Annotated in this window: 23 protein-coding genes and 2 pseudogenes; 13 read left to right on the top strand and 12 right to left on the bottom strand. The window is 62.2% G+C overall.

The genetic code is table 11. The annotated features are described in order from the left end of the window. The first annotated feature begins 113 nt into the window (after positions 1–113). The 3 genes from OO258_RS12885 (at position 114) to sthA (ending at position 4,332) form a co-directional block, all read left to right on the top strand. Complete coding sequence (locus OO258_RS12885) at positions 114–1,577, top strand: glyceraldehyde-3-phosphate dehydrogenase (RefSeq protein WP_201206559.1); 1,464 nt, start codon at positions 114–116, stop codon at positions 1,575–1,577. Between the two features lie 157 nt (positions 1,578–1,734). Then, complete coding sequence (locus tag OO258_RS12880) at positions 1,735–2,733, top strand: FAD:protein FMN transferase (RefSeq protein ID WP_266030846.1); 999 nt, start codon at positions 1,735–1,737, stop codon at positions 2,731–2,733. 204 nt (positions 2,734–2,937) lie between these two features. Further along, positions 2,938–4,332 (top strand): Si-specific NAD(P)(+) transhydrogenase, encoded by a 1,395-nt coding sequence (sthA, locus tag OO258_RS12875; protein WP_110745786.1) that lies wholly within the window; start codon positions 2,938–2,940, stop codon positions 4,330–4,332. A 42-nt stretch (positions 4,333–4,374) separates the two neighbouring features. On the opposite strand, the gene OO258_RS12870 is transcribed toward sthA, so the two are convergent. Both OO258_RS12870 and OO258_RS12865 read right to left on the bottom strand, forming a co-directional pair. Then, the gene (locus OO258_RS12870; protein ID WP_266030843.1) at positions 4,375–5,097 is read right to left on the bottom strand and encodes a glycerophosphodiester phosphodiesterase; all 723 of its coding nucleotides are present in this window, start codon (positions 5,095–5,097) and stop codon (positions 4,375–4,377) included. A 31-nt stretch (positions 5,098–5,128) separates the two neighbouring features. Further along, positions 5,129–5,713, bottom strand: coding sequence for a PilZ domain-containing protein (locus tag OO258_RS12865; RefSeq protein WP_266030842.1), 585 nt, complete (start codon positions 5,711–5,713; stop codon positions 5,129–5,131). Between the two features lie 93 nt (positions 5,714–5,806). On the opposite strand from OO258_RS12865, the gene OO258_RS12860 reads away from it, so the two are divergent. The 3 genes from OO258_RS12860 (at position 5,807) to OO258_RS12850 (ending at position 9,051) form a co-directional block, all read left to right on the top strand. Further along, complete coding sequence (locus OO258_RS12860; protein ID WP_266030840.1) at positions 5,807–7,057, top strand: lipoprotein-releasing ABC transporter permease subunit; 1,251 nt, start codon at positions 5,807–5,809, stop codon at positions 7,055–7,057. A gap of 7 nt (positions 7,058–7,064) precedes the next feature. After that, on the top strand, positions 7,065–7,748 hold the full coding sequence (gene lolD / locus OO258_RS12855; RefSeq protein ID WP_266030839.1) for a lipoprotein-releasing ABC transporter ATP-binding protein LolD: 684 nt from the start codon (positions 7,065–7,067) through the stop codon (positions 7,746–7,748). A gap of 61 nt (positions 7,749–7,809) precedes the next feature. Further along, entirely contained in the window at positions 7,810–9,051 is a 1,242-nt protein-coding gene (locus OO258_RS12850; protein WP_266030838.1) for a lipoprotein-releasing ABC transporter permease subunit, read from the top strand. Between the two features lie 85 nt (positions 9,052–9,136). Here the strand turns inward: OO258_RS12850 and OO258_RS12845 are convergent, their stop codons facing one another. Both OO258_RS12845 and cinR read right to left on the bottom strand, forming a co-directional pair. Next, positions 9,137–10,489: a heavy metal sensor histidine kinase gene (locus OO258_RS12845; protein ID WP_266030837.1), complete on the bottom strand. Its 1,353-nt coding sequence runs from the start codon at positions 10,487–10,489 to the stop codon at positions 9,137–9,139. Beyond that, positions 10,486–11,166: a two-component system response regulator CinR gene (cinR, locus tag OO258_RS12840; protein WP_266030836.1), complete on the bottom strand. Its 681-nt coding sequence runs from the start codon at positions 11,164–11,166 to the stop codon at positions 10,486–10,488. The genes OO258_RS12845 and cinR overlap by 4 nt, the downstream gene beginning before the upstream one ends. A gap of 159 nt (positions 11,167–11,325) precedes the next feature. Between cinR and OO258_RS12835 the strand changes: the two genes are divergently transcribed. Beyond that, positions 11,326–11,853, top strand: coding sequence for a cupredoxin domain-containing protein (locus OO258_RS12835; RefSeq protein ID WP_266030834.1), 528 nt, complete (start codon positions 11,326–11,328; stop codon positions 11,851–11,853). Positions 11,854–11,921: 68 nt separating this feature from the next. Next, on the top strand, positions 11,922–12,752 hold the full coding sequence (gene queF / locus OO258_RS12830) for an NADPH-dependent 7-cyano-7-deazaguanine reductase QueF (protein ID WP_266030833.1): 831 nt from the start codon (positions 11,922–11,924) through the stop codon (positions 12,750–12,752). Positions 12,753–12,809: 57 nt separating this feature from the next. Here queF and OO258_RS12825 read toward each other — a convergent pair whose 3' ends face one another. Beyond that, positions 12,810–13,073, bottom strand: coding sequence for a DUF4404 family protein (locus OO258_RS12825; protein WP_019471256.1), 264 nt, complete (start codon positions 13,071–13,073; stop codon positions 12,810–12,812). 122 nt (positions 13,074–13,195) lie between these two features. Continuing rightward, a complete protein-coding gene (locus OO258_RS12820) occupies positions 13,196–13,762 on the bottom strand; it encodes a phosphonoacetaldehyde phosphonohydrolase-related protein (RefSeq protein WP_266030832.1) in 567 nt (188 codons plus the stop codon). Between the two features lie 200 nt (positions 13,763–13,962). Here OO258_RS12820 and OO258_RS12815 point away from each other — a divergent pair, with 200 nt between their 5' ends. Next, the gene (locus OO258_RS12815) at positions 13,963–14,670 is read left to right on the top strand and encodes a VacJ family lipoprotein (protein ID WP_110748563.1); all 708 of its coding nucleotides are present in this window, start codon (positions 13,963–13,965) and stop codon (positions 14,668–14,670) included. A 33-nt stretch (positions 14,671–14,703) separates the two neighbouring features. Here OO258_RS12815 and OO258_RS12810 read toward each other — a convergent pair whose 3' ends face one another. Next, positions 14,704–15,003, bottom strand: a complete 300-nt coding sequence (locus OO258_RS12810; protein ID WP_266030831.1) for a PilZ domain-containing protein — start codon at positions 15,001–15,003, stop codon at positions 14,704–14,706. 270 nt (positions 15,004–15,273) lie between these two features. Between OO258_RS12810 and rssB the strand changes: the two genes are divergently transcribed. Both rssB and rssC read left to right on the top strand, forming a co-directional pair. Then, a complete protein-coding gene (gene rssB, locus OO258_RS12805) occupies positions 15,274–16,455 on the top strand; it encodes a two-component system response regulator RssB (RefSeq protein ID WP_110748556.1) in 1,182 nt (393 codons plus the stop codon). Then, positions 16,452–16,934 carry an anti-sigma factor antagonist RssC gene (rssC, locus tag OO258_RS12800; protein WP_019096598.1) on the top strand — a complete coding sequence of 161 codons (483 nt, stop codon included), beginning with the start codon at positions 16,452–16,454 and terminating at the stop codon, positions 16,932–16,934. Before rssB ends, rssC begins: the two co-directional genes overlap by 4 nt. Before the next feature lie 75 nt (positions 16,935–17,009). Here rssC and OO258_RS12795 read toward each other — a convergent pair whose 3' ends face one another. The 3 genes from OO258_RS12795 to dusA form a co-directional block, all read right to left on the bottom strand. Next, positions 17,010–18,860 carry an alkaline phosphatase D family protein gene (locus tag OO258_RS12795; RefSeq protein WP_266030830.1) on the bottom strand — a complete coding sequence of 617 codons (1,851 nt, stop codon included), beginning with the start codon at positions 18,858–18,860 and terminating at the stop codon, positions 17,010–17,012. A gap of 204 nt (positions 18,861–19,064) precedes the next feature. Then, a complete protein-coding gene (gene tal, locus OO258_RS12790) occupies positions 19,065–19,991 on the bottom strand; it encodes a transaldolase (RefSeq protein WP_266030829.1) in 927 nt (308 codons plus the stop codon). 201 nt (positions 19,992–20,192) lie between these two features. Beyond that, on the bottom strand, positions 20,193–21,203 hold the full coding sequence (gene dusA, locus OO258_RS12785) for a tRNA dihydrouridine(20/20a) synthase DusA (protein WP_266030828.1): 1,011 nt from the start codon (positions 21,201–21,203) through the stop codon (positions 20,193–20,195). A 261-nt stretch (positions 21,204–21,464) separates the two neighbouring features. On the opposite strand from dusA, the pseudogene OO258_RS27675 reads away from it, so the two are divergent. Next, a pseudogene (locus OO258_RS27675) lies at positions 21,465–21,668 on the top strand (hypothetical protein); the annotation flags it as partial. A gap of 207 nt (positions 21,669–21,875) precedes the next feature. On the opposite strand, the pseudogene OO258_RS12780 reads toward OO258_RS27675, so the two are convergent. Then, positions 21,876–22,304: pseudogene (locus OO258_RS12780) on the bottom strand (cupin domain-containing protein). Between the two features lie 138 nt (positions 22,305–22,442). On the opposite strand from OO258_RS12780, the gene OO258_RS12775 reads away from it, so the two are divergent. Beyond that, a complete protein-coding gene (locus tag OO258_RS12775) occupies positions 22,443–23,342 on the top strand; it encodes a LysR family transcriptional regulator (RefSeq protein WP_259135876.1) in 900 nt (299 codons plus the stop codon). Between the two features lie 63 nt (positions 23,343–23,405). Here OO258_RS12775 and OO258_RS12770 read toward each other — a convergent pair whose 3' ends face one another. Then, a complete protein-coding gene (locus tag OO258_RS12770; RefSeq protein ID WP_259135875.1) occupies positions 23,406–23,819 on the bottom strand; it encodes a putative quinol monooxygenase in 414 nt (137 codons plus the stop codon). Positions 23,820–23,876: the final 57 nt, after the last annotated feature.

Genomic DNA, 23,876 nt, shown 5'->3' with positions numbered 1-23,876 from the left:
GCCGGCTGTCAGGCTCGATAGGGCATGAACGCTGGCTTGCGTCGCCGCGACAGGCGCTCATTGCCGGTTCCGCGCTGGGGCGTCATAATGTAGCCCCTTTTTTCTGTCCCTACATGTGGAAGGTTCCCGTGACTCAGAAGCCCGACCAGTGTCTTGGTGAGTGGATTGATCGTGAAGCCCTGGCTGAAGCGATGATCCCGCTTATCGGTCAGCTCTACCGCAACAACAATGTGGTGAGCTCGATCTATGGCCGCAGCCTGATCAACCGTTCGGTTATCTCGATCCTCAAGGCGCACCGCTTTGCGCGTCACCGTCAAACCGACGAAACCGAGCTGTCCGTCCACGAGACATTCCCCCTGCTCAAGGCCATGAGCGAGCTGAAACTGGGCGCCGCTTCGGTCGACCTGGGCAAGCTGGCCAACAAGTTCAAGCAGGAAGGCAATGGCCGCACTGCCGAGCAGTTCGTCCGTGAAGAACTGGCCGAAGTGGTTGGCCAGCAGAACGCTTCGGCGCGCAAAGGCACCGACGTCGTGTTGTACGGCTTTGGCCGCATCGGCCGCCTGCTGGCGCGCATCCTGATCGAGAAGACCGGTGGTGGCGACGGCCTGCGCCTGCGTGCCATCGTCGTGCGCAAAGGCGCCGAGAACGACCTGGTCAAGCGTGCCAGCCTGCTGCGTCGTGACTCGGTACACGGTCCATTCGATGGCACCATCACCATCGACGAAGCCAACAACACCATCACCGCCAACGGCAACCTGATCCAGGTTATCTACGCCAAGAGCCCGAGCGAAGTCGACTACACCCAGTACGGTATCGAAAACGCGCTGATCGTCGACAACACCGGCGTATGGCGTGATGCCGACGGCCTGGGCCAGCACCTGGCCTGCCCGGGCGCTGCCCGCGTGATCCTCACCGCACCTGGCAAGGGCGCGCTGAAGAACATCGTGCACGGTATCAACCACGGCGACATCGCTGCCGATGACAAGATCATCTCGGCGGCTTCCTGCACCACCAACGCCATCGTGCCGGTGCTCAAGGCCATCAACGACCAGTACGGCATCGTCAACGGCCACGTCGAAACCGTTCACTCGTTCACCAACGACCAGAACCTGATCGACAACTTCCACAAGGGCAGCCGCCGTGGCCGTGCCGCACCGCTGAACATGGTCATCACCGAAACCGGCGCCGCTACCGCTGCCGCCAAGGCACTGCCAGTGCTGAAGGGCAAGCTGACCGGTAACGCCATTCGCGTACCGACGCCGAATGTATCGATGGCCATCCTCAACCTGAACCTGGAAAAGGCCACTACTCGCGACGAGATCAACGAGTACCTGCGCCAGACCGCGATGCACTCGGAGCTGCACAAGCAGATCGACTACGTCGCTTCCCAGGAAGTGGTTTCGACCGACTTCGTCGGCTCGCGCCATGCCGGTGTGGTTGACGCTGAAGCGACCATCGCCAACGACAACCGCGTTGTTCTGTACGTCTGGTACGACAACGAGTTCGGTTACAGCTGCCAGGTGGTTCGCGTGATGGAAGACATGGCTGGTGTGAACCCGCCAGCGTTTCCACGCTGATTCGCTTGTAAGGCAATAAAAAAACGGGAACCTTCGGGTTTCCGTTTTTTTTTGCTTGCCGTGGGGTGTGTGGTGCCTATGAGATCGAGCGCCGCCCGTGCGGCGCTCGATATGCGCCATACCACAAAGCCCAAGCCAAGCACCCAGGAACCGAACCTTGCGCACAGCCATACTGTTCCTCCTCCTGCTGCTCACCGCCTGCAATCAAGGCCCCACCCTGGAGCGCCTGGGTGGGCCGACCATGGGCAGTAGCTACAGCATTCAGTATGTCCGTGAACCCGGTGGCCCGGCGCCGGCCCAGGTGCAGGCAGCGGTCGAAACCATCCTTGATGAAATCGACCGGCACTATTCGACCTACCGCGGCGATTCTATCGTCAGCCAATTCAACCAGTTGCCTGCCAACCAGTGCCTGGCCCTGCCGCCCAACATGCTCGAGCTGGTCAACTTCGGCCTGCACCTGGCCGAACAAAGCGACGGTGCTTACGATCTTACCGTCGAGCCGTTGCTCGACCTGTGGGGCTTTGGCCCCCAGGCCCGCCACGAGCAGGTGCCCGACGCGCAGGCCTTGGCCCAGGTTCGGCAGCGCGTGGGCTATCGGCATTTGCACACCGAAGGCCAGGCTCTGTGCAAGGATGCCCCGGTGCAGCTCGACTTCAACAGTGTCGCCGCCGGCCACGCGGTCGACCTGATCGCCGCCCGGCTGCAGGCCATGGGCGTGGCCAGTTTTGTCGCCGAAGCCACCGGCGAGCTGAAAGCGGTTGGCCGCAAGCCCGATGGCAGCGCTTGGCGCATTGCCCTGGAGCTGCCGCGCGAAGACCGCCAGATCGCTCGCCAGATCATCCCGGTCAATGGCCTTTCAGTATCAACCTCGGGTGACTATCGGCATTATTTCGAGGAGAATGGCCGGCGCTATTCGCACACCTTCGATGCCCGCCTCGGGCGCCCGGTCGACCACGACCTTGCTGCCGTCACCGTGCTTGATGCCTCGGCACTGCAGGCCGACGGCTACTCGACGCTGCTGCTGATCCTGGGCCCCGAGCGTGGCTGGGATTTTGCCTTGGCGCATGGCCTGGCCGCAGTTTTGGTGACTCGGGCAGAGGGTGGCTTCGTCTCCCGAGCTACGCCTGCGTTCGAACGGGCGGTGAAAGGCGAGTGAAAGCACAAGCAGGGATGATTGCCGCCAGGGAATGGGTAAAGCATATGTAGTGCGGGCGAAATTGGCCTACGACGCGACCAAGGGTTAATGTGCGCGGCGTTCACGCTTGATTAGACTGCACCCGAATTTTCTCATGACGCCCCGGCGGCATGATCGCGCCCCGCGAGCGACCGTGGCTTGCGGGCCAGTTCTGAAGGAGTACGCATGGCTGTCTACAACTACGACGTAGTGGTGCTGGGTTCCGGCCCGGCCGGTGAAGGCGCGGCAATGAACGCCGCCAAAGCAGGGCGCAAGGTGGCGATGGTCGATAGCCGTCGCCAGGTCGGGGGCAACTGCACCCATCTGGGCACCATCCCGTCCAAGGCACTGCGTCACTCGGTGCGGCAGATCATGCAGTTCAACACCAACCCGATGTTCCGCGCCATCGGTGAGCCGCGCTGGTTCTCGTTCCCGGACGTGCTGAAAAGCGCCGAGAAGGTCATCGCCAAGCAAGTGGCTTCGCGCACCGGCTACTACGCCCGGAACCGCGTTGACCTGTTCTTCGGCACCGGCAGCTTCGCCGACGAGCAGACTGTAGAAGTCGTGTGCCCGAATGGCGTGGTCGAAAAACTCAACGCCAAGCACATCATCATCGCTACCGGCTCGCGCCCGTACCGCCCGGCCGACATCGACTTCCACCACCCGCGGGTCTACGACAGCGACACCATCCTCAGCCTCAGCCACACCCCGCGCAAGCTCATCGTGTACGGCGCCGGTGTGATCGGTTGCGAATACGCGTCGATCTTCAGCGGCCTGGGTGTGCTGGTGGAGCTGGTCGATAACCGTGGCCAGCTGCTGAGCTTCCTCGATTCGGAAATTTCCCAGGCGCTGAGCTACCACTTCAGCAACAACAACATCACCGTGCGCCACAACGAAGAGTATGAGCGCGTCGAAGGCCTGGACAATGGGGTGATCCTGCACCTGAAGTCGGGCAAGAAGATCAAGGCCGACGCCTTGCTGTGGTGCAACGGCCGTACCGGCAACACCGACAAGCTGGGCCTGGAAAACATCGGCATCAAGGTGAACAGCCGTGGCCAGATCGAAGTTGACGAGGCCTACCGCACCAGCGTGCCGAACATCTACGGTGCCGGTGACGTGATCGGCTGGCCGAGCCTGGCCAGTGCCGCCCACGACCAGGGCCGCTCGGCTGCTGGCAGCATCGTCGACAATGGCAGCTGGCGCTTCGTCAACGACGTGCCCACTGGCATCTACACCATTCCGGAAATCAGCTCGATCGGCAAGAACGAGCAGGAGCTGACCCAGGCCAAGGTGCCATACGAAGTGGGCAAGGCCTTCTTCAAGAGCATGGCGCGTGCGCAGATCGCCGGCGAGCCCCAAGGCATGCTGAAGATCCTGTTCCATCGCGAGACGCTGGAAGTGCTGGGCGTGCACTGCTTTGGCTATCAGGCGTCGGAGATCGTTCACATCGGGCAGGCGGTCATGAACCAGCCGGGTGAGCAGAACAACCTGAAGTACTTCGTCAATACCACGTTCAACTACCCGACCATGGCTGAAGCCTATCGGGTAGCTGCCTACGACGGCCTGAACCGGCTTTTTTGAGCGGCTCCGACCGGTGGCCTGAGCCGGTCGGAGAGGCCGATTTCAACCCTGCCCGAGGGTGGTCTTGGCCAAACCGGGAAAGTCTGTAATCAGGCTGTCCACGCCAAAGTCAGCAAGCCGGCGCATCAGTGCCGGCTCGTTGACCGTCCACACCGACACGTGCAAACCCTGGCCCTGCGCTTTCAGCAGGCGCTCGGGGGTGCACAGCGTCCAGTTCAGGGCCAGAAGGTCGCAGCCGTAGTTCTGCGCCACTTTCAGCGGGTCGAGCCAGGCGTATTCGGCTACCAGCCCGCGTTTCACGTCCGGCACCAGCTCCAGGGCGGCACCCAGTACTTCGCGTGAGCTGGAGGTGATCGTCACCTTGTCCAGCAAGCCGTACTGCTGGGCCAGTTCGCGAATCGCCAGCACCGTGGTGGCGGCGCGGGTGCGCGAAGCGCTTTTCACTTCCAGCTGCCAGTGTTCGAACGGGCATTTCTCGAACAGTTCTTCCAGTTTCGGGATCGGGCAGGGCTGTACATGGCCCGGCCCGCCTTTGCGTGCGTCGATCTTCACCAGCTCGGCGGCCGGGTGCTCGACCACTTTGCCGCGCCGGCCAGTGGTGCGCTTGAGGGTGGGGTCGTGGATCACCATCAGCTCGTTGTCGGATGACAGGTGCAGGTCCAGCTCGCAGCGCGTCACGCCGTGGGCCAGGCATTGCTGGAAGCTCTTCAGGGTGTTCTCGGGTGCTTCGCCCTTGGCGCCGCGATGGCCGTAGATCAGGGTCACGTTCGTTCCTTCAAATCAGAGAAATATGGGCTCAAGAGGAGGGGTCGTTCTGTTCCAGCTGCTGACGCCGTTGCTGTTGCTGACGCTGCAGAATGTAGCGGGCCAGCAGTTGCCGTTGGGCGTCGGTCATGTCGATGAACTCGGTGCCAACCTCGTAGCCGCCGTCCGGGCGCGGGTCGCAATGGGTGACCTTACCGCGCAGCAGCAGGCCATGGGCGCGCGGCATCAGCACCATTTTCACTTTTACCCGGGTGTCCGGGGCGATTTGCGTGGGCTGGGCAAACTCGATGCCGCCTTCGGAGATGATCACCGGCTGGGGCTTGCCCACTTCGCCGAGCAGCGATTGCGCAACGACTGTGCTGAGCAGGTCGAGGCGTTTGTTCTGCGCACGCAGGAAGGCCGCGAGGGTACGGTCCTTGTCGCTGAGCTGGCGCAGCAGGTGCTGCGACTCGAAGTCGGACAGGTGCAGCTCGCTGAGCAGGTTGAACAGCGGGGAATCATCTTGCAATACATCTGGCTCAAGGGCTTCGGCCGCGCTGAGGGGGCTTATTTGAAGTGCGATCCGATCTTCGATGCGGTAGTATTCGCGGCGATCTTCTTCGTCTAATGTCGTCATGGCGAACCCAAGGTGGCGGCGGTGGTCCGAGTGTAAAGCCGCCGTAGGCGCCTCGCCACAAGGACGTTCCCTTTCATCCGAACAAGCCCCGACATGTTCAGACCTCTTTTCGCATTTATCGGCACGCGTTATACCCGTGCCAAACGACGCAATCATTTCGTCTCGTTCATTTCCCTGACCTCGATGATCGGCCTCGCCCTGGGCGTGGTGGTGATGATCGTGGTGCTGTCGGTCATGAACGGCTTCGACCACGAGATGCGTACTCGCGTGCTGGGCATGATCCCCCATGCCACGCTGGAGAGCGGCCAGCCCATTGGCGACTGGCAGGCCCTTGCCCAACAAGTAAAGCAGAATCCGCAGGTGCTGGCGGTTGCGCCGTTCACCCAGATGCAGGGCCTGCTGACCCATGACGGCAAGGTGCAGAAAGTACTGCTCAACGGCATCGACCCGGCCCGCGAACGCGAGGTGTCGATCATCGACAACTTCATTCTGCAGGGCCGCCTGGACCAGCTGGCGCCGGGCGAGTGGGGGATCATGATCGGCGACAAGGCGGCGGCCAAGCTGGGCGTGGCCATTGGTGACAAGCTCACCTTCGTCGCCCCCGAGGTCAGCGTGACGCCGGCCGGCATGTTCCCGCGCATGAAGCGCTTCACCGTGGTCGGTACCTTCCACGTGGGTGCAGGCGAGATCGACGGCTACCTGGGGCTGACCAACATCAGCGACCTGTCCCGCCTGCACCGCTGGAAACCCGACCAGGTGCAGGGCCTGCGCCTGAAGTTCGACGACCTGTTCCAGGCCCCGCGAGTGGCCTGGAGCATCGCCCAGCAGTTGGGTGACCAGGAGTACTACAGCCGTGACTGGACCCGTACCCACGGCAACCTGTACCAGGCAATCCGCATGGAAAAGGCCATGATCGGTCTGTTGTTGCTGCTGATCGTGGCGGTGGCGGCGTTCAACATCATTTCCACCCTGGTGATGGTGGTCAACGACAAGCGTGGCGACATCGCGATCTTGCGCACCCTGGGCGCCACGCCCGGGCAGATCATGCTCATCTTCATGGTGCAGGGCACGGTGATCGGGGTGATCGGTACCCTGATCGGCGCGGTGGTCGGCATTCTTGCGGCGCTGAATGTCAGTGCCGCAATTGCCGGCATCGAGACACTGATCGGGCACAAGTTCCTCAACGCCGACGTGTATTTCATCGATTACCTGCCGTCGCAGATCCAGGCACAAGACGTGTACATGGTCTGTGGAGCGGCGCTGGTCCTGAGTTTCTTCGCCACCCTGTACCCGGCCTGGCGTGCGGCGCGCACCCAGCCTGCAGAGGCGCTACGTTATGAGTGAGTCGCGCATGAGTGATAAAGCCGTTCTGAGTTGCCGCAACCTGGGCAAGTCCTACGACGAGGGCCCGGAGTCGGTCCAGGTACTGGCCGGCCTCAACCTTGAACTGCACGCCGGTGAGCGCGTAGCGATCGTCGGTAGCTCAGGCTCCGGCAAGAGCACCTTGCTCAACCTGCTGGGCGGCCTCGATCGGCCGACGCAGGGCAGTGTCTGGCTGGCCGGCGAAGAGCTGTCGGCGCTGGGCGAGCGTGCCCGTGGCCTGCTGCGCAACCGTGAGCTGGGCTTTGTCTACCAGTTCCACCACCTGCTGCCGGAATTCACCGCCATCGAGAACGTGTGCATGCCCCTGCTGATCGGCCGCACGCCCATTCCCGAGGCGCGTGAGCGTGCCCAGGCGCTGCTCAAGCGCGTGGGGCTGGGCCACCGGCTGAATCACAAGCCGGCCGAGCTTTCCGGCGGCGAGCGTCAGCGCGTGGCGATTGCCCGGGCACTGGTCAACCGCCCCGGCCTGGTGATGCTCGACGAGCCGACCGGCAACCTCGATCACCATACCGCCCAAGGCATCCAGGAGCTGATGCAGGAGCTGTCCAGTTCCTCGCGCACGGCGTTCCTGGTGGTCACCCACGACCTGAACCTGGCGCGGCAGATGGACCGTGTATTGAAGCTCGACGACGGCCACCTGGTGGCTATCTGATCGACTGCCCGGGGTGGCACGTGCTGCCCCGTTTTCCTGTTTTTACTGGGTGATTCCGTACATGTTCAGACCCTTGCCCATTTTCATCGGCGCGCGCTACACCCGAGCCAAGCGCCGCAACCACTTCATTTCGTTCATTTCGATGACCTCGATGATCGGCCTGTCGCTGGGCGTGCTGGCGATGATCGTGGTGCTGTCGGTCATGAACGGCTTCCAGCGTGAAATGAGCTCGCGCATTCTTGGCCTGGTGCCGCACGCCGCCATCCTTGGCGTGCAGCCGCTGGACGACTGGCACAAGGTGGCTGACGCGGCCCTGCAGAACCCGGCGGTAATGGCTGCGGCGCCCATTACCGAGATGGAAGGCATGCTCTCGTACAAGGGCGCGATGCAGCCTATTCAGGTGGGCGGTATCGACCCCGCCGAGGAAGGCAAGGTTTCGATTGTCGGCCAGCACATCGTCCAGGGCCGTCTGCAGGACCTGCAGCCGGGTGAGTTCGGCGTGGTCATCGGCGAGCTGACGGCTCGGCGTTTTCGCCTGAACACCGGCGACAAGCTGACCCTGATCGTTCCGGAAATCAGCAAGGAGCCGGGTGGTATCACCCCGCGCATGCAGCGCCTGACAGTGGTGGGTATCTTCAAGGTGGGCGCCGAACTGGACGGTTCGCAGGCCTATATCCATGTGGCCGATGCCGCCGAGATGCAGCGCTGGGCGCCAGGCCAGGTGCAGGGCGTGCGCCTCAAGTTGCACGACCTGTACGCCGCGCCGCAGGTGTCCAAGGCTATCGCCGCCGGTTTGGGCGACGCGTTCCGCGCCGATGACTGGTCGCACACCCAGGGCAGCCTGTTCAGTGCGATGAAGATGGAAAAGACCATGATCGGCCTGCTGTTGATGATGATCATCGCGGTGGCGGCGTTCAACATCATCGCCACCCTGGTGATGGTGGTGAACGACAAGGGGCCGGACATTGCCATTTTGCGCACCTTGGGCGCCACGCCGGCGCAGATCATGGGTACCTTCATGGTCCAGGGCAGCTTGATCGGTATTGTCGGCACGCTGATTGGTGGCGTGCTGGGGGTGATTGCGGCGTTCAATGTCAGCCAGATCGTCGGCTGGCTGGAGCGGGTGAGCGGGCAGCATATCTTCACTTCGGATGTGTACTTCGTCAGCAGCTTGCCGTCGCAGTTGCAGTGGGGTGATGTGGCGATGATCTGCACGGCAGGGCTGGTGATGAGCTTCCTCGCGACCATTTACCCGGCTTATCGGGCGTCGCAGGTGCAGCCGGCGATTGGCCTGGCGGTTTGAGGTAGACCACAGCTACGGCGCGGGCTCTGGGCTTGCGGCCCTGTGGTGGGGTTTGCCGACGATGGGCTGCCGGGCAGCCCCACTTTTACCGATCTTGAGCGAACTCGATCATGAATCGGGTCCACCCACCGTCGCACTCCGCTCGAATGCATCCGCCATGGGCCTGCACGATCGAGCGGGTAATCGCCAAGCCCAACCCCGCATGCTCGCTACTGCCTTCGCGCCGCGCAGGGTCCACGCGGTAGAAGCGGTCGAACAGCCGCGGCAAAGCAGCTGGCGCGATGGGCGGCCCGGTATTGGCCACGCTGATGCTTGGCCCAGGCTTCAGCGTGACCCTTATTTGCCCGCCCGTCGGGGTAAAGCGCAGGGCGTTATCCAGCAGGTTGGACAGCGCCCGGCGCAGCATATGCCGGTCGCCCAGCAACACGGCTTCACCCTCGCGCAGCATTTGGACATGGCTGTCTTCGGCCAGCGGCGCGTAGTACTCCAGCAGGGCATCCACTTCCTCATGCAGCGCCAAAGGTGCTTGGCCAGGTACTAGCAAGCCGTGGTCGGCCTTGGCCAGGAACAGCATGTCGTTGATCATCTGCGCCATCCACTGCAGTTCTTCGAGGTTGCCATGCAGTGCTTCGCGATACTCCTCGAGGCTACGTGGGCGGGTGAGGGTGACCTGGGTATGGGTCAGCAAGTTCGACAGCGGCGTGCGCAGTTCGTGGGCAATGTCGGCGGAAAACGCCGACAGGCGCTGGAAGGCATCGTCCAGGCGCTGCAGCATGGCATTCATGCTGGTGGCCAGCTCGGCCAGCTCCTCGGGCATCTGTGCCACTGGCAGGCGTGTGGTGAGGGAGCGCGCCGACACGCTGGCGGCCACCTGGCCCATCTGCCGTAGCGGGCGCAGGCCGCGGCGTACCGCCCAAGCGCCGAGCAGCGCGGTGACCAGCGCTGAAAGGCCGACAGTCAGCCAGATCAGGCGTTGCATGCCTTGCAGGAAGTGCTGGTGGTGGGTGATGTCGAGGTACAACGTCAGCTTCGGCGACTGTGCCGCGCCTTGAGCCAGGTGTACGGCCAGGCTGCGGTAGTCGGTGCCGTGTGCATGCAGGGTGGCCAGCCCGGCGCGGAGCGGTGCCGGTGGCAGCCCAGCGCGGCTTTCGAACCAGGTGGTGCCGTCGTTGCCGCTGATGCGCACGGCCAGGTCAGCCTGGTGGCTCAGCTCATCGCGTAAGGCGGGGAGGCGTACCTGCAGCTCGGTTGGGTTGGAAATGCCAGCCAGTTGCGTGCGCAACAGTGAAAGCCGCGAGTCCAGCAGTTGTTGGTCAAGTTCGACGAAGTGCTGCTCGCTGGCCTGGCTGAACAACAGGCCGGCGCCTAGCGAAACGGCGGCGGTGCAGGCGGCGAACAGCAGTGCCAGACGAGTGCCGAGGGAAACCCTGCGCATCATTCGGGGCGCTCTTCCATGACATAGCCCATGCCGCGTACGGTGTGGATCAGCTTGGTGGGGTGCGGGTCGTCGATTTTCAGGCGAAGGCGGCGGATCGCTACCTCGATCACGTTGGTATCGCTGTCGAAGTTCATGTCCCAGACCTGCGAGGCGATCAGCGATTTTGGCAACACTTCGCCCTGGCGGCGCAGTAGCAGTTCGAGCAGGGCGAACTCCTTGGCGGTCAGGTCGATGCGGCTGCCTGCGCGTTCGGCGCGGCGGCGGATAAGGTCCAGGCGCAGGTCGGCCAAGCTCAGGAGGGTGTCCAGGCTGGGGCTGGAGCCCCGGCGTAGCAGGCTGCGTACCCGGGCCAGCAGTTCGGAAAAGGCGAACGGCTTGACCAGGTAATCGTCGGCGCCCAGTTCCAGGCCGTGCACGCGGTCCTCGACAGCGTCGCGGGCGGTCAGGAACAGTACCGGCGTGTCCAGGCCGGCCTGGCGCACGGCCTGGAGAATCTGCCAGCCGTTTCGGCCGGGCAGCATCACGTCGAGGATCAGCAGGTCGTGGTCGCCGGTCAGGGCCAGGAACTGGCCGGTCTCGCCATCGGTGGCCAGCTCGGTGGCAAAGCCGGCTTCGCTCAGGCCCTGGCTCAGGTACTGGCCGGTGCGGGCCTGGTCTTCGACGATCAGCAGTTTCATTGGGTGGCTTGACTCCCACAGGGACCGAGTGATGTTGAAATGATACGTGACGAAGTGCCGGCTCGCCCAAGCTGACAAAGTTGTAATCTTCCCGTCAGGTAGCTGCCAGTCGCCGCTGACTAACGTGGCGTCATCCTGCTGTGTATTACCGGAGTCATCATGAAACGCCTGTTCGTCGCCGCCACCCTTGCCTTGGCCAGCCTGCCGACCTTTGCCGGCGAGGCGCAACCCTTCGCCTTCGGCGAGCCGGCGCCGGCCGCCAAGGCCACTCGCACGGTCAATGTGGTGCTCAAGGACATTGCCTTCGAGCCCAAAAGCCTGCAGGTGAAAGCCGGCGAGACGGTGCGCTTCGTGCTGGTCAACGAAGGCAAGCTGCCACACGAGTTCAACCTTGGCGACAAGGCCATGCATGCCGAGCACCAGAAGGAGATGGTCGCCATGCAGGGCAAGATGTTCACCGAGGGCATGAACCATGAAGGCATGGATCACAGCCAGATGATGAGCCACGGCCACTCGATGGCTCACGGCGGCGGCCATGGCCACGGCGGCGGCAATACCGTGTTGGTCATGCCCGGCCAGCGTGCCGAACTGACCTGGAGCTTCCGCAAGTCGGCACCCATCGAGTTTGCCTGCAACGTGCCGGGGCATTACCAGGCGGGCATGGTCGGGGCGCTGACCATCGAGTGACTGGCCCTGCAAGGCGGGGTGCAAAACCGGTAGACTAGGGGCAATTTCGAACCTCTAGGTCAGTTTCCATGCATCCTGCTGCCGAACACTCGCCGCTGGGCAAATCCAGCGAATACATTGCCACCTACTCCCCGGAGCAACTGTTCCCGATCCCGCGTACCGCCAAGTGGGCCGAGCTGGGCGTCACTGCCCAGACCTTGCCGTGGCAGGGCGTGGATTACTGGAACTGCTTCGAACTCAGCTGGCTGCTGCCGTCGGGCAAGCCGGTGGTGGCGATCGGCGAGTTCGCCATCCCGGCCGACTCGCCGAATATCATCGAGTCCAAGTCGTTCAAGCTGTACCTCAACTCGCTGAACCAGACAGTGTTCGCGTCGCTGGGCGAATTGCAGGGCTGCCTGGAGAAGGACCTGTCTGCCGCCGCCGGCAAGCCGGTTAGCGTGAAGGTGCGTACCTTGGCCGAGGTCGAGGCCCAGGGCGTGGTGGCCTTGCCGGGGCTGTGCATCGATGCGCTGGACGTTGCCATCAGCAACTACGAGCACCCGCAGCCAGAGCTGCTGCGCTGCAACCCGGAGCGAGTGGTGGAAGAAACCTTGCACAGCCACCTGCTGAAGTCCAACTGCCCGGTGACCGGCCAGCCGGACTGGGGCAGCGTAGTGGTCGAGTACAAGGGCAGGGCGCTGGACCACGCCAGCCTGCTGACCTACCTGATCAGCTTCCGCCAGCATGCCGACTTCCATGAGCAGTGTGTAGAACGCATTTACCTGGACTTGAAAAACCTGCTGCAGCCGGAGCATCTGACGGTGTATGCGCGGTATGTGCGCCGGGGCGGGCTGGATATCAACCCGTACCGCAGTACCCGAGCGATCAACCCGGAGAACAAGCGGCTGGTCCGGCAGTAAGGTGCCAGTGGCCCGCTGTGGGGGGGTTACCCGCCCCCGCAGCGGGCACCGGACACCTCAGATCCCCATGCTGTGCAGCGAGTTGGCAATGCTGCGCAGGGTGGCGGTGAGGTCGGGGTGGTCGGCCTCGAAGCGTTCGATGGCCAGGTTCACGCCATCCACCAGGTTATTGTCCGGTGTGGCTTCCTCGAGTTTCAGTTGCGCTTCGATCTGGCGCGCTTCTTCGTGCAGCGCAGCCAGTTCGTCTTCCGAAAGCGGTACGTTGCGGTCCAGTTGCTCGCGCAAGCTGTTCAGGCGCTCTTGCAATTCGCGGGCAGGCATTGGCATTTCTCCATCAATGGCTTGGCTAGCCATGGACCTCAGCGAAGCGGCAAAGGTTCTGGCCTGTGTTCAGCGTAATCCACCTGACGTTGCTTTGCATGATCCGCGTCAAGGCTGCTGTTTCAGGGTTTTTCACCTTTGCGCCGGCGCAGGGCGATGTCCTGCAGGCAGGTGTCCAGTGCTTCCAGATGGTCGATTACCGAGTGCACGCCCAGGCTGAACAGCTCCAGGGTCGCCTTGCCACGGGCAAGGTCCTGTTCCTGGGGGCTCAGGGCTTGCCATTGCTGGGAAGTGCGGTCGCAAAACGGGCTGCAGGCGGCCAGCCCCACTGTCCATAAGCCTGCGTTGAGGCCTGACTGCAGCAGACTCGGGTCGCCGCTGACCAGCACGCAGCCATCGAGGCGTTCGCTGTCAAGGCTCATCAATGCCTGCCAGCAGGCGTTTGGTGCCGGCCAGCGGACGCCATTGACCGAGTGGCCGGGCAGCCAGGCTGGCAGCACATGGGCCAGGCGCTTGCTTTGCGTGCTGTTCAGGTCATCCAGCCAGATGCATGGCACCTGGCGCTGGCGCAGGCTGGCGAGGGTGGCCAGGGCGCCGGGGGCGGGCGAGGGGGCGCCACCCGTGGCGGCCTGCACCAGGCAGCCACGCAAGCCGAACAACACAGCAGTGAAGGCGGGTGCAGCGTCCATGGCAACTTCCCCCAAATAGACGGCAGGCTATTCGGTGATTGTTACGGTGCTGTGACACTGCCAATCGTGCAACAGTTGTTCACAAAATATTGAGCAAACGTGTGTAAAGCTGATTATCAGCCCGCAAGGCTCTATACTGCCGCCGTACGGCAGCGCGACCCGTTGCGCTTGCGGCCGAGAATTTCGATGGAGAAACATCTATGCGTAGGATCGGTGCCAGTGTGCTCGAACGAGTCACCCAGGCCTGTGTCTGCGCCAGCATGTTGCTGGCGCCCGTGGCAGCCACCCAGGCTGCCACCGAGGAAGATCCCTGGGAAGCGGTCAACCGCCCGATCTTCCGCTTCAACGATACCCTCGACACCTATGCGCTCAAGCCATTGGCCAAGGGTTACCAAGCTGTTACCCCGCAGTTCCTCGAAGATGGCATCCACAACATCTTCCGCAACCTGGGTGACGTGACCAACCTGGCCAACGACGTGCTGCAGCTCAAGCCCCATGCGGCGGGTGTGGATACTGCGCGGCTGATCGTCAACACCACCTTCGGCCTGGGTGGTTTCTTCGATGTGGGCACCAAGATGGGCCTGCAGCGCAATGACGAGGACTTCGGCCAGACCCTGGGCTACTGGGGTGTGCCCAGCGGCCCGTACGTGGTCATTCCGTTGTTGGGCCCAAGCACCGTGCGTGACGGCGTGGCCAAGTACCCGGACGGCTACACCAAGCCCTACCGCTACATCGACCACGTACCGACCCGTAACTCGATCTTTGCCCTGGACATAGTCGATACCCGGGCCAGCCTGTTGTCGGCCGAAAAGCTGATTCAGGGTGACAAATACATCTTCATCCGCAACGCCTACCTGCAGAACCGCGAATTCAAGGTCAAGGATGGCGAAGTCGAAGACGACTTCTGATTCATCCATCAGGGGCCGCATGCGGCCCCTGCTTCAATGCATCGCCAGAATCCGTAGCCCGAATTTCTGCTGCCCGCCTGGCTGGTCGGCAATCCAGACCACTTCGGTGCTGGCATGCAGCCCCTTCAGTGCCGGGTGGTCGGAGTCGATCTGCACCTCGATCCGGTCCCCTACCTGAAAACGCGCCTGCGCCTGCACCTGCATGCCGCCGCTGGACAGGTCCAGGCATACCGCCGCAATCACCTGGTCTGCGTGCAACAGGCTGACCTCGGTGTCTATGCGCATGCGGATGAAATCGCGTTTCTCGCTGTGACTGGAGGGCGTGTGGGGCATGCTGCATCCTTCCCATCGGGTTGCGCTGATCAACTTTCTTATAACTCCCGGTGATTTGCCCTGTAAAGAGCGGCGAGGTCGACCGTTGCATGCTTGAAACCCCTGGCGGATGGGAGTACCGTCTGCGCCTTACAAGGTACCTCTGACAGTTGCCGGGCAGGTGTTCTTGTCCTACAACTCAAGTAGAGTGTGACCATAGAGAATTCCCGTAGCTGGCCGTCTGCCTTGCCGACACCGCTGCACCAACCTAAATCGGCGCCGTTCGCCCACATGCAGAAAACCAGTGCAACGCTGCTGATCATTGATGACGACGACGTGGTCCGTGCGAGCCTCGCCGCCTATCTTGAAGACAGTGGCTTCAGCGTCCTCCAGGCCGGTAATGGCCAGCAGGGCCTTCAGGTCTTCGAAGAACACCAGCCCGACCTCGTGATCTGCGATCTGCGCATGCCGCAGATGGGCGGCCTCGAACTGATCCGCCAGGTCAGCGAGCGTGCGCCGCAGCTACCGGTGATCGTGGTGTCTGGTGCCGGCGTCATGAGTGATGCGGTGGAAGCGTTGCGCCTGGGCGCCGCTGACTACCTGATCAAGCCGCTGGAAGACCTGGCCGTACTCGAGCATTCGGTACGCCGTGCCCTCGACCGGTCGCGCCTGGTGCTGGAAAACCAGCGCTATCGCGACAAGCTCGAAGCCGCCAACCGTGAGCTGGAGGCCAGCCTGCACCTGTTGCAGGAGGATCAGACCGCCGGTCGCCAGGTGCAGATGAACATGCTGCCGGAAAACCCCTGGGTAGCCGGCGAGTTCGCCTTCGAGCACCAGATCATCCCGTCGTTGTACCTGTCGGGTGATTTTGTCGATTACTTCCGCGTGGACGAACGGCGCATCGCCTTCTACCTCGCTGATGTTTCCGGGCATGGCGCGTCGTCGGCCTTTGTCACCGTGCTGTTGAAATTCATGACCACGCGCCTCATGTTCGAACTCAAGCGCAGCAGAATGCGCGAGTTCAAGCCGTCGGAAGTGCTCAGCCACATCAACCGCGGCCTGATCAACAGCAAGCTGGGCAAGCATGTAACCATGGTTGGCGGGGTGATCGACGAAGAGTCTGGCCTGCTGACCTACGCCGTTGGCGGTCATTTGCCGCTGCCGGTACTGTACACCCCCGAGCATTGCCGCTATCTGGAAGGCCGTGGCCTGCCGGTTGGGCTGTTCGACGAGGCCACCTACCAGGACTTGGTGGTGGAGCTGCCACCCCAGTTCAGTCTCAGCCTGATGTCCGATGGCATTCTGGACCTTTTGCCGGGTGATACGCTCAAAGATAAAGAAGCCGCCTTGCCGGAGATCGTCAAGGCAGCAGGTGGCAGCCTGGATGGGCTGCGTCAACGATTTGGATTGGCTACGCTTGGGGAGATGCCGGATGATATCGCCCTATTGGTGTTGAGCAGGAACCTTCAATGAGTACCGGTAGAATCCAGTTCGCCGAGCAGAGCGGTACCTTCGTACTGAAATTCGTCGGTGAAGTGCGTCTGACGTTGTGTTCGGCGCTGGATGCGACGATCGAGAAGATTTTCACTGCGCTGAACTTCTCGGCGATTGTCATCGACCTCACCGAAACCGAGAGCATCGACAGCACTACCCTGGGCCTGCTGGCCAAGCTGTCGATCTTGTCGCGGCAGAAGGTTGGCCTGCTGCCGACCGTCGTCACCACCAACCCGGACATTTCCCGGTTGTTGCAATCGATGGGCTTCGATCAGGTATTCAACATCGTCGATCGGCCGATTCCGTGCCCGGAATGCCTGACCGACCTGCCGTCGCAGGACCAGAACGAAGATGTCGTGCGTTCCAAGGTGCTGGAGGCGCACAAGATTCTCATGGGCCTGAACGACTCCAACCGTGAAGCCTTTCATGACCTGGTCAGCGCGCTGGAGCGCAGCTGACCTCTAGCCTGCACTGGCCTAGCCGCGGGTTCGCCCGCGAAAGGGCCAGCATGGGCGGCTGATTCTCCAATTCACCTATTGTTTGCCAACGAACTCGGTGGCTTCACTCCCGCCTGCATCCAGCTGATACACCCGCGCCGGCCGCCCCTGTTCATCAAAAAACACCTGCCCCAGCCCCGCGCCATTCCATAACCGTTCCCCCGCCTTGCTATGGCTCGGCGTGCGCGGCACCACTTCCATCTGCCGGCGCTTGGTGAACCAGTTCAGTGGTGAGCGCGGCGCATACAACCAGCGGTTGAGCCGGTCCAGTACATCCAGCAAGCGCCGTGGGAACTCGTTCTTGATCCCGCTACTGGTCACCTGCCACAGATGCGGGCTGCGCTGGCGGTGGCGAATCAGCACCTCATACACGAAGGAGTAATGCACATCTCCCGACAGCACCACGTAGTGCCCCGGGGTGCGCGAGTGGCGGAAGATATTGAGGATGACCTGTGCTGCACCGCGGTGGGCCATCCAGTTCTCGGCATCCACCAGCAGCGGGTAGCCCAGCCAGCTGAACACCTTCTGCACCGTCTCGATCAGCTTCACCCCGAAAATCGGCGCAGGCGACACGATGACCGCGGAGGGATGATCGAGCAGTGCTTGCTGCAATTCACTCAGCGCCTCCCAGTCAAGCAGTCCGGACGGCTTGGCCAGGTTGCTTTCGCTGCGCCAGCGCCGCGTACGGGTGTCCAGGACCAGCAACGGTGGCTCGGTAGGCAGGCTGAACTGCCAGCCCTGGAAACGCAGCAGGTCGCCGATGAGCTCATCGTGGTTGTGACGGGTCAGCGCCTGGCATTGCCCGAGCAGAGGCTTGCAGGTGTCGGGGTCATTACCCCAGGCCTGGCACAGCAGGTAGCCGAGCAGGGCATTGCCGATGATCCGCCGCGAGAACGGGTGGCCGTAGGCGGTCTCTTCCCACTGTGCCGAAAGGTTCCAGTCGTCGGTGATGTCGTGGTCGTCGAAAATCATCAGGCAAGGCAGGTGGGCCATCACCCGCGCCACTGGGCCGAGATTGTCGGCAAACCCCTGGATCAGTGGCAGCTCCTGCCGGTAACGAGCCTGGTGCTGGTCGTTGAGCCCACTGGGCATGTCCAGGTTCACCAGTTGCCAGGGCACCGGCGACCACACCAGCAGGTACATGGCCATGACTTCGGCAAAGCTCACCAGGTGGTTGTCGGCGTTGCTGGACGAGAATATCGGCTTGCGCTTGCCGCCAAAAAAGCGTTCGCGCAGGGTGTCGTTGCGTTCCAGCGCCGGCAGCAGGTCGGCGCGGTGGTAGTAGCTGGCCGGGTGCTGGTACAGCGCCTGGCTGTCGGCTACCACCGCACCCTCCAGTTGCTCATCGAACAGGCCCAGGCGCGCGATCAGGCCATGGATGGCACGCAGCATCGGGCCTGCGACGTCGTCGGCGTATACCTGGTCGCCGGTCATCAGCAGTACGGCGGGACGATCTTCTGCGCTTGTACAGGCCTGCAGCAGGCGGTCAGCACACAGCAGACCATCGGCAGCGGGGTGGTGCGGCTTGCGGCAGGAACCGTGCAGCAAATGGTCGAGGCGCTCACGCAGTACCAGGCTCGGGCGCAGGGTGCCGGGGTAGAGCAGGTGTGGGGCCCAGCCGGCGATACCTTGGCCATTGATCAGCAGGTCGTAGTCGAGCAGCTGGTTGCACGGCAGGGGGCTGGAGAAGTGGATGTCCAGCAGGTGGATATAGGCGTGCCGACCTATCGGCACCACCTGGCAATCGACCTGGGCTTCGCTTGCCGGGCAGATGAATTGGGGGTGCAGTGGTTCTGTGGCGACGAGCCAGATGGCCAGGCGCTGGGGCTCCAGGCGGCGCAGGATCGGGCCGGCGAGTACGAGGGGCAAGGGGGTACAGGAAGTCATCGACAGCTCGGGTGGCTTATCGGGCCCCTCTGCGGGTAATTCCGCGCCCACACGTACAGCGCCAATTTCAGGCCTATGGGTAGGTGTGGGAGCGGGTTTACCCGCGAAGAGACCCTGGAATTCAATTCACAACTGAGGCTTGGCAAAACAAAACGGGCGGAAAATGCTGAACACTTCCCGCCCGTCTGGCAAACCCGAACTGTATCAGCCCTTTTCAGCCATCAGCTTTTCAAGCTTCTCCTGGTCCCGGGCAAACTGCCGGATACCCTCGGCCAGTTTCTCGGTGCCCATGGCATCTTCGTTCATCGCCCAGCGGAACTGGCTTTCGCTCAGTACGTGCTTGGCCTCGCCCGTATTGCCCGGCTTGAGAATGCGCGGCAGCTCGCCCTGGTCGCTGCTGAGCTTGTCGAGCAGGTCCGGGCTGATGGTCAGGCGGTCGCAACCGGCCAGTTGTTCGATCTGGCCGATATTGCGGAAGCTGGCGCCCATGACCACGGTGTTGTAGCCATTGGCCTTGTAGTAGTTGTAGATGCGCGTGACCGACTGTACGCCTGGGTCCTCGGCGCCCACGTATTCCTGGCCGGTGCTCTTCTTGTACCAGTCGTAGATACGGCCCACGAATGGCGAAATCAGGAACACCCCGGCATCTGCGCAGGCCTGGGCCTGGGCGAAGGAGAACAGCAGGGTCAGGTTGGTCTGGATGCCTTCCTTTTCCAGCTGCTCGGCAGCGCGGATGCCCTCCCAGGTGGAGGCCAGCTTGATCAGCACGCGGTCACGGCCAACACCCGCCTTGTCATACAGGTCGATCAGCGCGCGCGCCTTGGCCAGCAGGGCCGGTTCGTCGAACGACAGGCGGGCATCCACTTCGGTGGAGATACGCCCCGGGATGACCTTGAGAATGCCCGAGCCCACAGCGACGGCAAACTGGTCGCAGGCCAGGTCGACATTGCCCTTGGCATCGCCCTTTACCTGCTTGAGCAGGTCGGCGTAGCCTGGGATGGTGGCAGCCTTGAGCAGCAGCGATGGGTTGGTGGTGGCATCGACCGGTTTCAGGCGGGTGATGGCGTCCAGGTCCCCGGTGTCGGCGACCACGGTGGTGAACTGCTTGAGTTGTTCCAGCTTGGAGGTCATGGGCGTGCTCTGTCCTGTGCAATGACTCGACATTACCCGAGCCCCGACAGCCGCTCAAGGGCTGTCGGCGCGGGCTTGCCCGTGAAGGGCGGTGCGAAGGTGAGCATTCGAGTCGCAGGGGCGCGCGAGGTTCCGCAAACACACAAGCCGGCGCCTGCGCGACCCGCCCCCACAAAGATTCCATGAGCTGGCTGGGCTGCATTAGCGCCCCTGCAGCAACTCCACCGCCTGGTCGAACACTGCCAACGGCTCGGCCGCCTTGTGAATGTCCGCCGACAGCAACTGGCGGAAGCGGCGCGCGCCCTTGAACCCCTGGGCCAGCCCCAGGATATGCCGGGTAACGTGGTGCATCGCGCCACCACCTTCCATATGCGCCACGATGTAAGGCCGCAACTGCGCCAGCGCCTCGCTGCGGCTGACCACCGGCGCCTCGCTGGCAAACAGCTGCTGGTCCACCTCGGCCAGCAGGTAAGGGTTGTGGTACGCCTCACGCCCCAGCATTACACCATCGAAGGTTTCAAGGTGGGCCTGGCATTCTGCCAAGGTCTTGATCCCGCCATTCAGCACGATTTCCAGGTCCGGGAAGTCCGCCTTCAGCTGCGCTGCCACGTCATAGCGCAGCGGCGGGATCTCGCGGTTCTCTTTCGGCGAAAGCCCTTCGAGAATGGCGATGCGCGCATGCACGGTAAAGCTGCGGCAGCCGGCCTCGCGCACCTGGCCGACGAAGTCGCACAGCTCGCCATAGCTGTCACGGCCGTTGATGCCAATCCGGTGCTTGACCGTGACCGGGGTGGATACCGCATCGCGCATGGCCTTCACACAATCGGCCACCAGTGCCGGGTGGGCCATGAGGCAGGCGCCGATCATGTTGTTCTGCACCCGGTCGCTCGGGCAGCCGACGTTGAGGTTGACCTCGTCGTAGCCTGCGTCCTCGGCCAGTCGCGCGCAGGCAGCCAGGTCAGCCGGCACGCTCCCGCCCAGTTGCAGCGCCAACGGGTGCTCGGAAACGTCGTGGCGCAGGAAACGGTGGGCGTCGTTGTGCAGCAAGGCGCCGGTAGTGACCATTTCGGTATAGAGCAAGGTGTGGTTGGAGAGCAGGCGCAGGAAGAACCGGCAGTGGCGGTCTGTCCAGTCCATCATGGGGGCAACGCTGAAGCGGCGTGACGGCTCAGGGCGCGTGGTTTGTGGCTTGGAGCCTGATTTTGCGGTCATTTCGTTCAACGTGTTTTGTACCAATTTTTCGGGGGGGGGCGTTTTTACCAAGCGCTTGGTAACAATGTACCAACCGACAGTCGACGTGTACCAATCTCTGATGGCAACGATCAGAACGCGTAAAGAGGCCGATGGCAGCACTGGCTACCTCGTCCAGATCCGCATTAATCGCGTCAAGGTGACAGTCTACCAAGGGAGCCAAACGTTCGCCTGCAAACCAGGCTGCGGTGGCTTGGGCGAAGCGACGGGAAACCGAGTTGGCTGAGCCGCCTATTCGAAATGGATGGGGATGCCCCGCGGGTATCGAGTGTACCCGGTCATTGTGATTGGAACTCCTTGCGGCGTTATACCTATCACTGGGGGCGTGGCGATCCATCTGTCAGAAGTGGCCGCTTTCGACCCAAAGCTGCCCTTCGTGGAGGGCAGCAATCGGCCATTTTCTGCTGGTCATCACCGAACGCTTAGGGTCGATAGCGGTCATTCGCGATCGGCTACTTTCGACCCATGCTGCCCTTCATGGGGGGCAGCTTGCGGCCAGAAGCGGACATTTGTAGACCTCGTGCACGGGCGTAGAACCGCAAACTTGAAAAACTCAGAGGTCGCCGTCAATGAGGCCTATGGGTGTCCCCATTTGATCTGAGAGGAAAAAGGATGGACGATCGAGTCCCCCCATCAATGACTGTGGTCGTGGGGAGTAGAGGTAGGGCCGACGTTGTATTCCTCATCCGTCACCTTCTCCATCCAGACGACGTTCACACCGTCTAAAGCTTCTTGAATGGCGATGTGTGTCATCGACGTGGTCGCTGACGCCCCGTGCCAATGTTTATGGCCAGGCGGACACCAGATCACGTCACCGGCACGAATTTCAACGATCGGCTCGCCTTCGCATTGAGTTCAGCCGCAGCCTGCGGTAACGATGAGCGTTTGCCCCAGCGGATGGGTATGCCAGGCGGAACGGGCACCCGGCTCGAAAGTTACGCTAGCCACCGTCACCCTTGAAGGTTCTGGCGGGAAGTTCAGAGGATCGACGCGCACCGTACCAGTGAACCAGGCTTCCGGGCCTTTCATCGAAGCCTGCGAGCCAACACGTTTGAGTTCCATAAATACCCTCTTTTGATCCGTTAAGTCATTGAAGAACGCCAAGGCAGTCCACCGCTTCAGCCGTGGACTTACTCTAAGATCATTCAGGACCTATGATTAGAAGGCAGAATTGGCATGCACTTATGCTCAGGAGCATCAATGCGAGAAAACCTGAATGATTTGTTCGCGTTGCTGACCGTGGCCCGCGAGCGAAACTTCACCCGCGCTGCCGCTCAGCTGGGCATTTCGCAATCGGCACTGAGCCGCACCATCAGTGCCTTGGAAACCCGGATGGGGCTGCGACTACTAACCCGCACCACACGAAGCGTCTCCCCCACCGAGGCGGGAAGGAGAGTGTTGGCCGCGATCACTCCTCGTTTTGAGGAAATCGATGCAGAACTGGAGGCGCTGAGCGACCTTCGCGACAGGCCGACCGGTACAGTCCGAATCACAACCACTGACTACGCAACACAGGCCTATGTCTGGCCGCGTCTGAAATTGCTTCTGCATGAGTACCCGGATATTCGGGTCGAATTGATCAATGATTACGGGCTGGCGAACATCGTCGAGCAAAGCTACGACATCGGGATTCGTCTGGGCGATCAAGTCGAGAAAGACATGATCGCCGCCCGTATCAGCCCGGACCTCACCATGGCTATCGTCGGCGCGCCACATTACCTGGCTGCAAACGGCCCTTGCGTGACACCCCAAGACCTCACCCATCACAACTGCATCAACCTGCGGCTGCCAACCCGGGATTCGCTGATGCCTTGGGAACTGAGCAAAGGGGGGCGCGATTTGCAGGTCAGGGTCGATGGGCAGTGGGTGTTCAACAGTACGTATCAGATGCTGGAGGCCGCACTGGAAGGCTTCGGCTTGGCTTACGTTCCCTTCGACCTGGCAAAGCCTCACGTCGAGACCGGGCAACTGGCCTGGGTACTTGAAGAATGGTTCCCCACCTACCCCGGCTATCACCTTTTCTACCCCAGCAGGCGGCAAACGTCACAGGCGGTCGCCCTTGTGGTACAGGCCTTGAAAGCCGGGAGTTCGGCAACGTAGAAACCGAAGAATTGGCCTATATCCCGCCATACAGCAAAATCTGAGATGAGAGCAGCAGAACCCTCACGGGGCAGTCAATCGCTCGCCAGCGCCAGGCTGCGCATCCAGCATCACCGGTTTGGTTTCGATCAAACGTTTGCTCAGGATCATTGTCTGAGTGACCGCGACATATTTCTGGAAGTGAGGCGAGGCGATGTGGCTGCGGTAGGCCGCGTCGCTGGCGTAGATTTCAAAAAAATGAAGTTGGTTAGGGTGATCCTTGTCGGCCACCGAATAGATGGACACCACACCCGGCTCGACCCGGATCGACTCTGCAATTTCTTCCTTGACCGCACGCTCATAGGCGGCCAGTTGCGCAGGGTCGATCTCAAGCTGGGCGATGCGGATGACCCGGCCTTGCGATTCACCGCTCACCGCCTGTTGTACCGGTAAAACCACCATCGCCATCACTCCCAAGATTGCTTTGACGTTCAACATGACCTCTCCCGTACGTACAGCATCACCAAAAAAACCACTTCACAGCCCCCCTGCCAG

It is taken from the genome of Pseudomonas sp. DCB_BI (genome assembly GCF_026240995.1).
Classification (GTDB): Bacteria; Pseudomonadota; Gammaproteobacteria; order Pseudomonadales; family Pseudomonadaceae; genus Aquipseudomonas.
The sequence above is the reverse complement of the archived record's forward strand: the minus strand, read 5'-3'. Positions and strand labels throughout refer to the sequence as shown.